The organism is Nocardia sp. bgisy134, assembly GCF_057708325.1.
The window spans coordinates 12,721-25,412 of the sequence record NZ_JBYIRW010000004.1 but is presented as its reverse complement, the minus strand read 5'-3'; the positions used below and the strand labels follow the sequence as shown (position 1 = coordinate 25,412).

The following is a 12,692-nucleotide window of genomic DNA, read 5'->3' as shown; positions in this document are numbered from 1 at the left end:
CCACGAGAATGGATCCCCGGCTCCGGCCCACGAAGGCCGAGCCGAGGATCCATTTTTCGTACTGGGGTGGACCACGCCCCGAGAGGAAATCGATGACCCGCGCAGCTGAACAACGGTGGCGCCGCCGCACGCCCGACTCGAACCCGTCCGGCGTGGCGCTCAAACGGAGCCTCGGGCGGGTCGACCTAACCGCCATGGGCGTCGGCACCATCGTCGGTGCGGGCATCTTCGTCATCACCGGCGTGGCGGCCGCGGAGAAGGCGGGACCGGCCATCGTGCTGTCCTTCGGACTGGCCGGTCTGGTCTGCGTGCTCGTCGCGCTGTGCTACAGCGAGCTCGCCGCGATGGTCCCGGTCTCGGGCAGCGCCTACACCTACACCTACGCCACGCTCGGTGAAGGTCCCGCGTTCCTGGTCGGCTGGAATCTGCTGCTCGAATTCGTCATCGCGGGCGCGGCCGTGGCGATCGGCTGGTCCGGGACGACGGTGTCGGCGCTGGACTCGATGTTCGGCATCACGCTGCCGCACGCCATCACCGCGGGGCCCGGTGAGGGCGGGGTGGTGAACCTGCCCGCGGTGCTGATCATCGCCGCGATCGTGGCCGTGCTGGTCGGCGAAGTGTCGCTCACCGCACGCATCACCAAGGCGCTGGTCGCGGTGACCATCGGCGTGCTGGTGCTGGTGATCGCAGTCGGCGCACCGCACATCGACCTGGGCAACTGGGTCCCGTTCGCGCCGTTCGGCTGGAGCGGCGTCATCGGCGGCGCGGCCATCGCGTTCTTCGCCTTCCTCGGTTTCGACGTGGTCGCCGCCTCCGCCGAGGAGGCGCGCAACCCCAAGCGCGACGTGCCCTTCGCCATCATCGGCACCGTGCTGATCGCGACGCTGCTCTACGCGCTCGTCAGCGCCGTGCTCACCGGCGTCGCCCCGTTCCCGACCCTGAACAACGGCGCACCGATCGCCACCGCCTTCGGCGCGCTGCACATCGGCTGGATCGGCAACGTCATCATCGTGGCCTCGGTCATCGCGCTCACCAAGGGTCTGCTGCTCATCGTCTACGCCCAAGTGCGGCTGAGTTTCGCGATGTGCCGCGACGGTCTGCTGCCCCGCAGGCTGGCCGCGACCGGCAAGCGCTCGACGCCGGTGCGGTTGACGCTGGTGCTCGGGGTGTGCTGCGCCGCCATCGCCGGACTGCTGCCCATCGACATCGTGGTCGAACTGGTGAACATCGGCGCGCTGTCGGCATTCGCGGTCGTGTGCGTCGGCGTGCTGGTGCTACGCAAACAGGAGCCGAACCGGGAACGTCCGTTCCGCACCCCGCTCGTGCCGCTGGTGCCGATTCTCGCGCTGATCGGATGCGCGCTGATGGCGTTCACCCTCGACGTGCTGACCTGGGTGCGGTTCGCCGTCTGGGTCGCGGTCGGCGTCGCGGTCTACCTCGGGTACGGACGCAGGCATTCGACCTTCGCCACGTCCGAGACGTCCCAGGCCCGCGTTCCCGCAGGCCCTGCGAGTTAGCCGCGCCCGGCGGGCTGCACCAAGCGCAGCAATGCGTCCACCGTCGTTTCCGGGGACGTGTTGAAGCAGAGCCTGATGCCGGGCGCCGACTCGGTCAGCACGTTCACGATGCGTTCGAACAGCAAGGTCTGCTCCGGGAGCATCCGGACGCCGCCGCCGATCATCGCCAGCCCGTAGGTCGCCTCCCCGAGCCTGCTCTCGACGAGGTCCTCGGCCGCGTCGGGATCGGCCGGAACCGAGCACGACACGACGTCGAGGCCCGAATCGCGCAGCGCCGCCGTCCCGGCCTCGACGCGCGCGGTGAGCTCGGCTTCGTCCAGTCCGGCGTGCTTGCTGTAGTCGAGCTGGCTGGGATGCAGGCCGATGGAGCGGATCTTGGTGTCGGAACCGAGGGTCATGGCGTCCACAGTGCCAGCGATCTCCGGCGCGCAGGCGGGCCGAAGCACACGCGATGCCGTTCTGCACTCGATGCGGATCCGCTGTCGCGCGGCGGCCTTCCCTCATCGTGGCATCGAGTGCAACCAGAGTTCCACGTGAATCACACCGTTTTCCAACGGAATTCGGCGAGGGCTTGCCGGTGGCGCATCGGTCGCAGCGCTCTGTGTCGGGAGCTCTCGGGAAGTCGCCGAAAACCGGTGCGGCGGTATGGATCGGGATCCCGGATCACACTCGTCGCCGCTCACGTACCCGGCACGTCCGGCATCGGTGAGATCGTCGCGCCTGCCGTCCGTAACCGCTGCGCCAGCACGTGACAGCGCGTCGCCAGCTCCGGCGGGTCGAGTACCTCGAAGGCGTGCCCGAGCAGGAGCACGTGCATGAGTACGGCGTCGAGGTTGGCGGCCCCGCTGACGACCTCGCAGCGCTCGCCGTCGCGCTGGTGCACGACCGCCGCCGACGCCGGAATCTGCGCGCGCACTGTGTCGGCCGACGCGTGCACGAGAAAGCGCGCCCGGTGCGGGTAGACCCGACTCGCCACGCCCTCCTGCACGTACGTCGCCGCGTCGGGCGCAGGGCGTGCGCGGAACCGCCAGGTCCGTGCGGCCACATCGGTCATCCTGTCGACACGGAAGCTGCGCCAGTCGTCGCGATCGAGGTCGTAGGCGAGCAGATACCAGCGCCGATCGGAGGCGACCAGACGATAGGGCTCGACCCGCCGCCGCGTCGGCCGATTGGCGGACGGGTAGTCGAATCCGGCCTCGACCTCGTCGCGGCATGCTCTGGCCAGCGTCATGAGCGCCTCGGGGTCCACCGGAGTGCGGCCCGCGCCGAAGGACTCGACCGAGTCGGCCAGCGCGCGCACCTCGCGCCGTAGCCGGGCGGGTAGCACCCGGTCGAGTTTGGTCAGCGCCCGCAGCGCGGCGTCGCCGGCGCCGGTGACCGCGCCACCCGCACCCACGAGCAGCGAGACGGCGGTGGCGATTGCTTCCTCGTCGTCGAGCAGCAGCGGCGGCAGATCCTGTCCCGGTCCGAGCCGGTAGCCGCCGCCGACACCCTGGCAGGCGTGCACCGGATAGCCGAGGGTGCGCAGTCGTTCGACATCGCGCCGTACCGTGCGCGGCGTGACGCCGAGCCGGTCGGCGAGCTCGGGGCCGGTCCACACCTGGCGTTGCTGCAACAACCCGAGCAAGGTGAGCACCCGCTCGGTCGTACCCCGCTCGTCGCTGCCTGCCATGTCCACCTCGCTAAGCCTCCCGGAGATAGCGGACCGATGCTGTCCGGTTTCGATGTCAGGGTAGCCGCATGGACGCAGACCAACTCGAATGGAACCGCACGCTGCGCGAGCAGTGGGTGGTCCACTGGGACAATCAATTGCGCGGCAGGCTCGACGGTCTCACCGACGACGAGTACTTCTGGTCGCCGGTGCCCGACGCCTGGAGTGTGCGGCCGCGCGGCAGTTCGACCGCGCCCGTGCAGGCGGGCGCCGGAGACTTCACGATCGACTACGCCGTTCCCGGGCCGGGTCCCGCGGCGTTCACCACGATCGCGTGGCGACTCGGTCACGTCATCGTCGGCGTGCTCGCCGCGCGCAACGCGGCGCACTTCGGCGCTCCGGCCGCGTCCTACGAAACCTGGACATACGCGGGCAACGCGGCCGCCGCACTCGACCAGCTCGACACCCAGCTCGGCGTGTGGCTCGCCGGGGTACGCAACCTCGGCGACGCCGGTTTGCGGCTCCCGGTCGGTCCGAAGGAGCCCTATCCTGAGGCGTCCATGGCCGACCTGGTGCTACACATCCACCGCGAACTGATCCACCACCTGTCCGAGGTCTGTCTACTGCGCGACCTCTACCTGCACACGCAACCCACCGCGAACGGAGCAACTCGATGAGCCGCCACCTCCAGATCACCTTCGACGCCCACGATCCGAAGGCGCTGTCGACGTTCTGGCGCGAGGTACTGGGCTATGTCCACCCCGGGCCGCCTGGAGTCGACCTGCCCGCCGGCGCCGACCCGCTGGCCGCATGGGACGAGTTCCTCGCTCGTATCGGCGTACCGCCGGAGCTGCGCAATACGAGATCGGCCATCGAGGACCCGGACGGGCACGGCCCACGACTGTTCTTCCAGCAGGTGCCGGAGGACAAAGTCGCCAAGAATCGCGTCCACCTCGACGTCCGTGCGGCTCCCGGGCTCCAAGGCGAGGAGCGGATGGCGGCGCTGGAGGCCGAGTGCGACCGGCTCGTCGCGCTGGGAGCGAAACGGGAACGTCGCCACGAGCCCGAACCGCCGCTGAGCGCGGGCTTCATCGTGATGACCGACCCCGAAGGCAACGAGTTCTGCCTGGACTGACTCGGCCGCGCGGTCAGCGGCGGCTCGTGCGCGATAGGCGTGCGGACGAGCTCGCCGCGGCGCACAGACAGCTCCAGCGCGACGATCGCGCCGGAGCTGCCGCGCGCAGCAGTTCCCACGCCACCGCGCCGCCCTTGACATTTGACGGTCACCACCTCGGCCGGGCCCACCGCCGCCTCGGGCGTCGCGGTTCGACGGTTCAGGTCGAGCACTGAATGTCGTTGCCAGACAACGGCGAGGCGTCATCTCAGCGGGCGTGGACGCGGTGCTGCCGCCGCCCTCGCGGTGATGTGCAGGTATGCCAGTGCCACCAGGGCCAAGGCGGTGCCGAGGGCATACATGGCGGTCGCACCGTGCCCGATGGTGAAACCGCCGAGCAGCGTGCCCGCACCGATGCCCAGATAGATGCAGGAGGCGTTCAGCGCCACCACCAACCCCGCTTCCTGCGGGGCCGCGCTGATGAGGCGATGCTGCTGCGCCGGGGTTTGGCACCAGCTGGCCGCACCCCACGCCGCGGCGAGCACGCCCACCAGCCACGCCGCCCTGACGTGAGTGGCCGCCAGCGTACCCATGAGCCCCAGCGCGGTGGCCATCACCACGTAGCCGCCGGTGAGCACCCGGGTCGCGCCCCACCGGTCGGTGGCATACCCGGATGCCGAATTGCCTGCTATCGCGCCGAATCCATACAGCGCCAGCACCCAGGCCGTCGCGGACGCGTCGATGCCCGAGGCCGCCAGCGCGGGCACGCTGTAGGCGTAGACCACGTATGCCGCGCCCATGCCCAGCACGGTCAGCGGCAGTACCTTCGCCACCGATCGGTCTCGCACTACCGCCAGCCGGGTGGCCAGCCGCACCGGCGAATTTCCGGGCACGAACGGCACCCACACCGCCACTCCCGCCGCGGCCAGCAGGCACACGAACGCGACCGCGACCAAGGCCGCACGCCAACCCAACCACTGCCCGATCGCATCACCGAGCGGCACGCCCAGCGCGGTCGCGATCGTCAACCCGCCCACGACCACCGCCAACGCGCGCGCCCGCGCCTGCGGACGCACCAGGGCCGAGGCCACCGCGCCGGCGTTCGGGGTGAACGCCGCCGCACCCACCGCCGCCAGCACCCGAGTGGCCAGCAGAACCGCGAAACTCGGAGCCGCCGCCGACCCCAGATTGGCCAGACCGAGCACCACCAGCGCCGTCACCAGCAGGGCCCGGCGCGGCAGTGGCGCGGTCGCGGTGGCCAGCACCGGCGACAACAGTGCGTAGGCCGCCGCGAACACTGTCACCGCCGCACCGGCAGTCGCCGTGGACACCCCCAGCGCTGTGGCCATGTCGGGAAGGAATCCTGCCAGGATGAACGCATCGGTGCCGACGGCGAAGGTGCCCAACGCCAGAATCACCGTGCGCTGCAACCCATTCGGCGACTCGGCGATCCGAGGTGCGGTTCCCATCGGGAGTTGCATATTCGGGATACTCATTGTCCCGGTTCTCCTTCGAAGAAATCCCGGCCGGAAGGCCGGGTGGTTTTCGCAGACGCGGTGATCGCCGCTAGGCGGTGAGGCGCTCGTAGAAGCGCCGCGCCCGCGTCGGCGCGTTGGCCGGAGCGTCGGCGACCAGATCGGCGATGGTCTGCTTCGTCAGTTCGCGGCGCCACGCCAACTCGGCGCGACGCATCGCGCCTGCGATGCCACAAGGCTTCGCGAATTCCGAGCTCGCCGCCGCCGAACCGGCTCCACGGCGGCGGATCTCGGTGCAACGAAACGCTTCGGTTCTCCCCTCGACCGCACCGACGACATCCATCAACGTGATGCGTTCCGAACTCCGCGCCAACCGATATCCACCGCGTGATCCGGGAGTGGATTCGAGAATCCCTTCGCGCACCAGCGGTTGCAGCCGCTTCTTCAGATACTCCGGCGGCAGCTCGAACATCTCCGCCAGCCTGGCGGTCGAGATCGGCGCCCGGTCATCGAGCCACACCAACACCATGCAGCAGTGCAAGCCCCACTCGACCCCCTCGCTCATCAACATGAATAGGGATATTACATGTCCCGAATATGGCTCCGCGAGGGGGGTGAGCCACCCGCCTCGTAGACGCAACAACCCTGTTCGGTCGCGGGGCTAGCGGGAGAAGGTCAGCGGAGCCTTGGATCTGCCAGTAGCACCACACGGTCGGCTCGATCGTCTCCGGCGATACCTTCCAGCTACACCAGTTCCGGATCGATTGTGCGGCTTGATATTTAGTTCACTTGTGTCGGGTTCGCCAGGTGATGTACATCGGTAACGACCAGGGGCGGTGTGGTTATCAAACATCCGTGATCAGAATCAGATCGACCCCCGCAATCGTTGCTCTGTTCGTCGCCGCCTGCATAACCGGCGCACCATCCGCCGGAGCGGACGTGACCACTTATCGCGAGTATGTCGCGCTGGGTGATTCGCACACCGCCGATGTCCTCACCGGGCTACCGCCCAACACGGAATCGACGCCGGTCAGATGCGACCAGTCGCCGACGGACTATCCGCATCAGGTCGCGGCGGCGCTGGCGATCGAGACGTTCCGTGACGCGAGTTGCGGAGGGGCGCGGACCGTGGATATGGCCGGTCCGCAGACAGTGCCGTTCGGGGTCAACCCGCCCCAGTTCGATCGGCTGACCGCGACCACCGACCTGGTGACGATCGGCATCGGCGGCAACGACATCGGCTTGGAGGAGCTGCTGGCGGAGTGCGTGAATCCGAAGGCGCTCGATCCCGCCGCGGTGCTGCCGCCGGAGGACAGCTGTGTCGCCGAATACACCAGGGGCGGGGTCGACCGGATGGCGGACAACATCACCGCGGTCGCGCCGAAGATCGCCGCCGCGCTGGCCGAGATCGGGCAACGATCGCCGCAGGCCAGGATTCTGGTGGTCAACTACCTCACGGTCGCGCCGGTGGACGGCACGGGATGCCGGCCGTTCATTCCGATGGCCGACATCGACGTCGTCTACCTGCGCGACACATTGGCGCGGCTGAACGACATGCTGGCGCGCGAGGCGGCTGCTTCGAACGCAGAGTTGGTCGACGTCTACACCCCGAGCGTCGGCCACGACGTGTGCCAGGCGCCTACGGTGCGCTACATCGAAGGGTTTGTCCCGTTCTCGATCAGGAATCCGGGGCTGATCGCGTTTCCGCTGCATCCGAATGCTGCCGGTGCGGATTTCCAAGCCGAGGCCGTTCTCGCGGCGATCCACCGCGGTTGAAACCGACGGGGTGTTGCTCCTGGGCCGGGCGTCGTTGACCGGCCCAGGAGAACGGGCTACACGGGTCAGCACCTTGGCGCGTTCTACTCGGGCGCGTACTCGCTGTTCGGCGAGAGGGGTGTCGAGTTCGGGCATTCAGGTGTCGTACATCGCCAGGGCATACCTTTCGGTCGAAGACTCATCTGGGGGCCGAAGGGGGTTCCGGACTGGCAGGGGCGCGTATTGAACCGTCGTGTATTCGTGGCAGTCGCTGGCCGATCCTTCCGGTCGATGATCCGTCGGCACCACCCCTGGCCGGTGTCGTGCACCCCTATGGCTTTCGGGGGGCTCGGGCCCATGTGCGGACCGTGGGCGGGGCGTAGAACCAGCGCTGCTCGTCCTGCAACTCGGCCTGCGCAGTGGCAATGACCTTGTGTGAGACCCCGAGCGCTACCAAGGTTTCGCGGACCTGCGCCCAGGTGAGGTTCCACATGCGCGCCATCGGCGAACCGCCGCGAAACACCGGGATCTGCGCATCGGCGTGGACGTCGACGAGCCCAAGCGCGTCCAGGTGTGTGGGCAAGTTCCGGGCCCAGGCTTGGTCCGCACCCGCGGTCTCGGTCGAACGTCCAAAGGCTCGCCAGACCTCCCCGAACGCGCCCGGCATTTCATTGAGGACGCCGAGCCCGTCGCCTTCCTCGAGCAGGAGAACGCCGCCTGGCGCCAGCGCCCGGACCAGTCGCTGCAAAACAATGTCTCTGTGGGCAATGTGCAGCAGCACGAATCGTGTGTGGACGAAATCGAATGCGCCTTCGGGGAGTTCGTCGGCGACGAGGTCGATCTGGGCTACTTCGCCGCCACGGTCGGGCAGGTCTGTCAGGTGTCGTGGGTCAGCGTCCAGCGCGAGGACTCGACCACCTGGCAATGCGGCACTGCATAGCCATCGCGCGAACGACCCGCCGCCGGCTCCAGCTTCCAGGCATCGCCATCCCGCACCCACGCCCAGTCGCTGAGCAAGCGCGATGCTTTCCGGGTCGTAGGCTGCGCCCAGCAGTGCAAGGCGTTCGTCAGCGAAATCCCATTCGTTGGGTAGCGTGTAATACGAATTCCGTGGTGAAGAGGTTGGCGAAGACCCGGTCATGATAGGAAACTAAGCCGAGCGATCCAGGATGAAGTAGGGATCGAGTCGTTTCACGAGACCAAGTGATCGAATGCACAACGACGTCAGCCCAACTCGCGCCTTCGGCTTGGCGGGCTCAGCATCAGACGGCGGACCGTTGGCGTCTGGTGTCATATGCGCACCCCCGCCTAAGAGTTATGAAATATGTTGGGGCAGTGGATATTGCGTAGAACGGTGACCGGAGAGCTGGTGCACGACCAGGTACCAGCACCCGACCTGCGAAGCCAATCGTGCGGCCCGGGTGCGTATCAACGCTTCGGCGACAACCAGCCCGCGTCGATCAACTGCTGTGCCAGGCCGTCTGCCTGGCGAATGCCGGCTTGGAACGCTTCCGACCAGCTCGCGAGAACGTCCGGATCGGTCGCGGACGCATTGAATATGTCGATCGTGGCCGCATCGGGGCTGAACCGCACGACGGTATCGGCCACCGTCGTCGCGAGTTCGGCCCGAACCAGTGCGGGCGGGACCCGGTGCGCAAACGGCTCAACGACCAGAACGACGTCCGAGTCCGCGGCGAGGTCCGCGTTGGTGGGCGACCAGACCCCGCCATCGATGTAGTAGCGGTCTCCGACAACGACAGGTGGGAAGGCTCCCGGAAGGGAACGGCTCGCGGCGACGGCGGTCGCCAGCGGCACACCGCTAGCGCTGTCCCAGACCTGGCGCTGACCGCTGGCCGCGTCCACGACGACGATCCGCAGCCTGTGATCCGGCCAGTCGTTGCCGCCGACCAGCCACTCCATCGGTTCGATATGCGCCGGTTGCGCAGGCTCCTCGGCCATCGCCAGTCGACCCACCTTGCGCCGCGCCGTATCACGATCCAACGTCCGGTCCGACAGCACCGAGAAAACGGTGGCAAGCAGCTCGGGCTTCAACACCGACGGTGGTTGCGTGCTGTCGGGGGGACGTGGATCGTCGGCAAACGAGTCCAGATCCCGCCCCGCTATCAGCGCGGCCCCGACGATCGCGCCTGCGGACGTGCCGACTATCGAGTCGGCCGAGCCCAAATCGATTCCACGGCGGCGCAATTCAGCGGCCAAACCCCCCATCCACGCCGCCCCGACGACGCCGCCCCCACCCAAAACAACCGAACGCCGGACGGACTCACCAGACGTTCGATCGACAATGCGACTCTCCATGCCGCGATCCTAACGACACTCACCATCGTCGCAGGCCATCGAACTCGCCGGGCATCGACCACCCCTGCCGGCCCCATCCGTGTCCGCACCCGCGAGGGCTCACCCCCCTGGAGGGTTAAGCACCTGAACGCACGACACCGGTCAGGTCGCGCTCGCCAGGCAACGGTCCACTCCGCCGCGAGGCCAACCCAAGACCCAGCGAAAACCGCGCACTGAAAACGACTGTGCCGCCACCGGAAATCCGGTCGGCGGCACAGTCTTGTGCGCGAGAGCGCTACACGTGCGCGGCGATCCGCCGATCGATCACCGACAGCACGAACTCCGCCCAGCGAATGTTCTCCTGCTCGAACGAGATTCCCCGCAGCAACGTGAGGTAGGGGCCGACGCGATCGGCCTCGGCCAGGTACGCCTGTTCGCTGCGTCCATCGAGCAGCCGGGCGCGGAGGCGTTCGTATCGTTCCAGTTTCGCCTGTGCCCAGGCCAGCTTGTCGGACACCGTGGCGCGCACGGCCGGGGCGTCCTCGGCGTCCATGCCCTGTACCTTCACCATCAGCTCATCGCGGATGGCGGTGGGCTTGGCCGGCTCGGCGATGAACTCGTGCAGCGCCGCCCGCCCGGCCGGGGTGATGGCGTGCAGCCGCTTGTTGGGACGGCGTTCCTGCTGCACGACCCGGGTCTCGATGAGACCTTCGGCCGCCATCCGTTCCAGTTCCTTGTAGAGCTGCTGAGGCGTGGCCATCCAGAAATTGGCCACCGAGGCATCGAAGCCCTTGGCCAGGTCATAGCCGGATGCCTCGCCCTCCAGCAGGGCGGCCAATACCGCGTTTCGTAGCGCCATCCACCTAGGCTACCACCAAGGGAGATTATTCAAATATTTGTCCGGATACCCCTGGACATGCCTGATAATGCGGACTACGGTTCCAATAATTAGTCAACTAATTGACCATGAGAGGTGGGATATGCATCCCTTCCGGGCAGCCGTGGAAGCTCGCGACGACGCCGCCATCGAGGCGCTGCTGGCAGACAACGTGGTGTTCACCAGTCCGGTGGCGTTCAAGCCGTACCCGGGCAAGGCCATCACCGCGGCCATCCTGCGCGCGGTGATCCGGGTCTTCGAGGACTTCCACTACGTCCGCGAGATCGCCGACGCCAACGGTCGCGACCACGCGTTCGTGTTCGAGGCCAAGGTCGACGGAAAGCAGCTGACCGGCTGCGACTTCCTGCACTTCGACGAAGACGGGAAGATCGACGACTTCATGGTCATGGTGCGCCCGCTCTCCGCGGCGCAGGCACTGGCGGCGCGGATGGGCGAACAGTTCGAGCGCATCAAGGCCGAGGCCACCGCGCAGCTCCAGCGAGAGGCGACCGGCGCATGACCGACTACGACGCCATCGTCATCGGCGCGGGCAATGCCGGCCTGACCGCCGCGGCGACGCTACAGCGTGCGGGCGCGCGCACCCTGCTGCTGGAGCGGCACAATATCCCCGGCGGCTGTGGCACCTCGTTCCGCCGCGGCCGGTTCGAGTTCGAGGTGGCGCTGCACCAGCTGTCCGGCGTGGGCGTCGAGGGTCAGCCGATCTCGTTGCGCGAGGGCTTGTTCCAGCAACTCGGCATCGCAGACAAACTGGAGTTCGTGCAGGAGCACGACCTCTACCGGGCGGTGATTCCCGGTCAGCTGGATCTGACCCTGCCCGCCGATTGGGATGCCGCCGTCGACGCCATCGAGGCCGAGTTCCCCGGCAACCGGGATCGGGCCGCGAAGTTCTTCGAACTGCTCAAGCAGGTGACCTTCTGGCAGATCGCCGCCATGCGTGGCATGCCGGTCGAACAGATCGACCCGGTGCTGTTCGAGTACGGGCTGCGTCCGCTGAAGGATGTGCTCGACGAGTACTTCGACGACAACCGCATCAAGGTCGCGCTCGGCATGTACTGGACCTATCTCGGGCAGCCGCCGTCGAAATTGCGGTTCCAGGACCTGGCGCTGACGCTGTTCGCCTACTTCGAGTTCAAGCCATGGCACGTGCGCGGCGGCTCGCAGGCCATGTCCACCGCCATCCTGGACACCTTCCTCGCCGCCGGTGGCGAGGTGCGCTTCAACACCGGCGTGGAGGCCATCCTCACCGCGGGCGGGCGAGCATTCGGTGTGCGACTGGACGACGGCACCGAGGTCACCGCGACCGATGTGGTCTCCAATGCCTCGCTACCCACCACCTACGGCATGCTCGAGGGCATCGACCTGCCCGCCGCGGTGCGAGACGACCTGGCCACCAGGCGAATCGGCGTGTCCGGCTTCGTGCTGCACATGGGCCTGGACGCCTCCCCCGCCGAACTCGGGTTCACCACCAGCACCACCTTCGTCAACATGGACACCGACGACGACCGCACCTACAACGCGTGGCGGTCGTTCGAGCCCGCGCGCGGAATCTGCGTCAGCTCCTACGATGTCGCGCCGATCGGCTTCGCGCCCTCCGGAGCCACCCACGTCAGCCTGATGACGCTGCAATACGCGGACATCTGGAAGAACGTCGCCCCATCGGAGTACGCGCGCACCAAGTTCGCCTACGCCGAGACCCTGCTCGACCTGTGCGAGAACATCACCCCCGGCATCCGGGACGCGATCGAAGAGGTCGACGTCGCGACACCGCTGACGATGACGCGTTACCTCGGCCACCCAGGCGGCGCCATCTACGGCTACGACCAGGACTCCACCGAGGGCTGGCTGTTCCGCAACAGCGAACGCCGGACCCACGTTCCCGGACTGCACATGGCCGGATCCTGGTCCGGAATCGGCGGCTTCCAACCCACCCTCGAAGCGGGCGCTCGCGTTGCCCGCCGTCTCCTGCGCACCAAAGCCGCCTGACCCC

At 67.7% G+C, this 12,692-nt stretch carries 13 protein-coding genes; 6 read left to right on the top strand and 7 right to left on the bottom strand.

Annotated elements, in window-relative coordinates:
* Positions 1-92 precede the first annotated feature (92 nt).
* A complete protein-coding gene (locus AC3ERS_RS09040) occupies positions 93-1,517 on the top strand; it encodes an amino acid permease (RefSeq protein ID WP_431965470.1) in 1,425 nt (474 codons plus the stop codon).
* Here AC3ERS_RS09040 and AC3ERS_RS09035 read toward each other — a convergent pair.
* On the bottom strand, positions 1,514-1,915 hold the full coding sequence (locus AC3ERS_RS09035) for a hypothetical protein (RefSeq protein WP_431965468.1): 402 nt from the start codon (positions 1,913-1,915) through the stop codon (positions 1,514-1,516). The genes AC3ERS_RS09040 and AC3ERS_RS09035 overlap by 4 nt on opposite strands.
* 281 nt (positions 1,916-2,196) lie before the next feature.
* Positions 2,197-3,189, bottom strand: a complete 993-nt coding sequence (locus AC3ERS_RS09030) for a helix-turn-helix transcriptional regulator (protein ID WP_431965466.1) — start codon at positions 3,187-3,189, stop codon at positions 2,197-2,199.
* A gap of 68 nt (positions 3,190-3,257) precedes the next feature.
* Between AC3ERS_RS09030 and AC3ERS_RS09025 the strand changes: the two genes are divergently transcribed.
* Both AC3ERS_RS09025 and AC3ERS_RS09020 read left to right on the top strand, forming a co-directional pair.
* Positions 3,258-3,845 (top strand): DinB family protein, encoded by a 588-nt coding sequence (locus tag AC3ERS_RS09025; protein WP_431965464.1) that lies wholly within the window; start codon positions 3,258-3,260, stop codon positions 3,843-3,845.
* Positions 3,842-4,303 (top strand): VOC family protein, encoded by a 462-nt coding sequence (locus AC3ERS_RS09020; RefSeq protein ID WP_431965462.1) that lies wholly within the window; start codon positions 3,842-3,844, stop codon positions 4,301-4,303. Before AC3ERS_RS09025 ends, AC3ERS_RS09020 begins: the two co-directional genes overlap by 4 nt.
* Before the next feature lie 242 nt (positions 4,304-4,545).
* Here AC3ERS_RS09020 and AC3ERS_RS09015 read toward each other — a convergent pair whose 3' ends face one another.
* Positions 4,546-5,751, bottom strand: coding sequence for an MFS transporter (locus AC3ERS_RS09015; RefSeq protein WP_431965460.1), 1,206 nt, complete (start codon positions 5,749-5,751; stop codon positions 4,546-4,548).
* A gap of 97 nt (positions 5,752-5,848) precedes the next feature.
* The gene (locus AC3ERS_RS09010) at positions 5,849-6,328 is read right to left on the bottom strand and encodes an RrF2 family transcriptional regulator (RefSeq protein ID WP_431965458.1); all 480 of its coding nucleotides are present in this window, start codon (positions 6,326-6,328) and stop codon (positions 5,849-5,851) included.
* A 368-nt stretch (positions 6,329-6,696) separates the two neighbouring features.
* On the opposite strand from AC3ERS_RS09010, the gene AC3ERS_RS09005 reads away from it, so the two are divergent.
* Complete coding sequence (locus AC3ERS_RS09005) at positions 6,697-7,533, top strand: SGNH/GDSL hydrolase family protein (RefSeq protein ID WP_431965456.1); 837 nt, start codon at positions 6,697-6,699, stop codon at positions 7,531-7,533.
* 310 nt (positions 7,534-7,843) lie between these two features.
* Here the strand turns inward: AC3ERS_RS09005 and AC3ERS_RS09000 are convergent, their stop codons facing one another.
* The 3 genes from AC3ERS_RS09000 to AC3ERS_RS08990 all read right to left on the bottom strand — a co-directional run bounded on the left by AC3ERS_RS09000 (position 7,844) and on the right by AC3ERS_RS08990 (position 10,666).
* Positions 7,844-8,653, bottom strand: coding sequence for a class I SAM-dependent methyltransferase (locus AC3ERS_RS09000; RefSeq protein ID WP_431965454.1), 810 nt, complete (start codon positions 8,651-8,653; stop codon positions 7,844-7,846).
* Between the two features lie 287 nt (positions 8,654-8,940).
* A complete protein-coding gene (locus AC3ERS_RS08995; RefSeq protein WP_431965452.1) occupies positions 8,941-9,828 on the bottom strand; it encodes a patatin-like phospholipase family protein in 888 nt (295 codons plus the stop codon).
* A gap of 274 nt (positions 9,829-10,102) precedes the next feature.
* Positions 10,103-10,666 carry a PadR family transcriptional regulator gene (locus AC3ERS_RS08990; protein ID WP_431965450.1) on the bottom strand — a complete coding sequence of 188 codons (564 nt, stop codon included), beginning with the start codon at positions 10,664-10,666 and terminating at the stop codon, positions 10,103-10,105.
* Positions 10,667-10,787: 121 nt separating this feature from the next.
* Here AC3ERS_RS08990 and AC3ERS_RS08985 point away from each other — a divergent pair, with 121 nt between their 5' ends.
* Both AC3ERS_RS08985 and AC3ERS_RS08980 read left to right on the top strand, forming a co-directional pair.
* Positions 10,788-11,204, top strand: coding sequence for a nuclear transport factor 2 family protein (locus AC3ERS_RS08985; protein WP_431965448.1), 417 nt, complete (start codon positions 10,788-10,790; stop codon positions 11,202-11,204).
* Positions 11,201-12,688 (top strand): phytoene desaturase family protein, encoded by a 1,488-nt coding sequence (locus AC3ERS_RS08980; protein WP_431965446.1) that lies wholly within the window; start codon positions 11,201-11,203, stop codon positions 12,686-12,688. Before AC3ERS_RS08985 ends, AC3ERS_RS08980 begins: the two co-directional genes overlap by 4 nt.
* Positions 12,689-12,692 lie beyond the last annotated feature (4 nt).